Raw genomic sequence first — 1,649 nt, forward strand, 5'->3', positions numbered from 1 at the left:
GGCGTCACGCTGTGGTCGGCCGAAGGGCAGGGGACACGCCGGCTGAACGGCCCGGGCGTCTATCGGGCCCTGGCCTGGAGTCCCGACGGCCGCTATCTCGTCGGCGGCCTGCAGGAGAATGCGCTGCATGGCTGGCGCGTCGCCGATGGCGGCGACATCGAGATGGGCGGCTATCCTGGCCAGCCCAAATCCCTGTCCTTCTCGGCCGATGGCCGGTTCCTCGCGACCAGCGGCGGGCCGCGGGTGGTGTGCTGGTGGTTCGATCCGCCGGGTCGGCAGGACGGGCGGTCGGAATGCGGCATCCCGAGCCGGATCCCGGTGACGCTGGTCGCCTGCCACCCGCATCGTCCGCTGATCGCCGCCGGCTATCACAACGGCGCCGTGCTGCTGTGCCGGCCGGGCAGCACCGACAGCCTGTTCATCCGGGGCTCGGCCGGCAGCCCCGTCTCCGCCCTGGCCTGGTCGGCCGACGGCGAGGGGCTCGCCTTCGGCACCGAGGATGGCGAGGCAGGGGTCGTGCCCTTTCCCGAGCTGTTGCTGCGCGCCGAGCCGGCGGCCCCGGTGCGCGATCACATCCCAGTGGAGCCGCGGCCATGACCGACCAGCAGTCCTCCAAGAACGCATTCTTCGAACGGGTCGGCGCACTCGCCGACGAGATGATCGCCGCCTACGGCGCGGATTTCGCGATGGGGGCGCTGATCATCACGGCGCGCTTCATCGCCGAGGGCAAGCCGGTCGGCAAGATGCCGGATGACGCCCCTGGCGCCGATGGAGAAAGCGCGTGACCGCCGCGCGCCGCCAGGCTGCGTCGGCCGTCCGGGCGAAGTCGTGGCCCAATATGGCACAGCCCGCCGGACGATGTGTCCCGGAACAGGACATGATGCAGCGCAACATTCGTCCGTCAATCGTAAGACAAAACGCAAGAAATGGCCAAATACCTCAAGGCCATTCATCTGGCACGCAACTTGCAATGCTTGGTGCAGGTCAATCGCGGCGCCGGGTTCATAAAAAAGCGCAACAACAGATTGGCCAGGGGAACGCAGCTATGACGCCATCATCCCTGCAATCGCAGCCGACACGCAGCACCCGGCCCATCCCGGCGCCGGTCGCCATGGCCTGTGCAATCCCCGTCCCGGCGACCGCATAAGCCATCAAGGCCGGTCAGCACCGCAGAGCACATTCGTCAACCAACCCCAAGAGGAGACTTCGATGCCTGACGGTTTGACGCTCAACAAGATCACCGCCCAGCGCGGGATCGGTGTCGCCGAGGCGGCACGCCGCATCGCCGATCTCGGCTGGACGCCCAGCTATGTCCAGGAGGCGATGACCTTCCCGACCGACTACAAGATCGCGAAGGTGCCGCGGGACCCGATGAAGCAGGTCCTGCGCTCCTACTTCCCGATGCAGGAAGAGAAGGACAACCGCGTCTACGGCGCGCTCGACGCGGCGCTGCGCGGTGACATGTTCCGCAATGTCGAGCCGCGCTGGGTCGAATGGATGAAGCTGTTCCTGGCGATCATCCCGTTCCCGGAAATCTCGGCCGCGCGCTCGATGGCGATGCTGGGGCGGCTGGCACCGGGTGAGGAGCTGCGCACCGGCTTCACCATGCAGATGGTGGACGAGTTCCGGCACTCGACCATCCAGATGAA

Annotated in this window: 2 protein-coding genes and 1 pseudogene; all 3 read left to right on the forward strand. The window is 67.3% G+C overall.

What is annotated here, in order from left to right:
- A partial coding sequence (locus AC3XYG_RS23680; RefSeq protein WP_489142323.1) for a WD40 repeat domain-containing protein occupies positions 1–597 on the forward strand: 597 nt, incomplete at its 5' end.
- Complete coding sequence (locus tag AC3XYG_RS23685; RefSeq protein WP_489142324.1) at positions 594–785, forward strand: hypothetical protein; 192 nt, start codon at positions 594–596, stop codon at positions 783–785. The genes AC3XYG_RS23680 and AC3XYG_RS23685, both read left to right, overlap by 4 nt.
- A 424-nt stretch (positions 786–1,209) precedes the next feature.
- Positions 1,210–1,649 (forward strand): annotated as a pseudogene (locus tag AC3XYG_RS23690) (methane monooxygenase); the annotation flags it as partial.

This window comes from Inquilinus sp. (assembly GCF_057815775.1).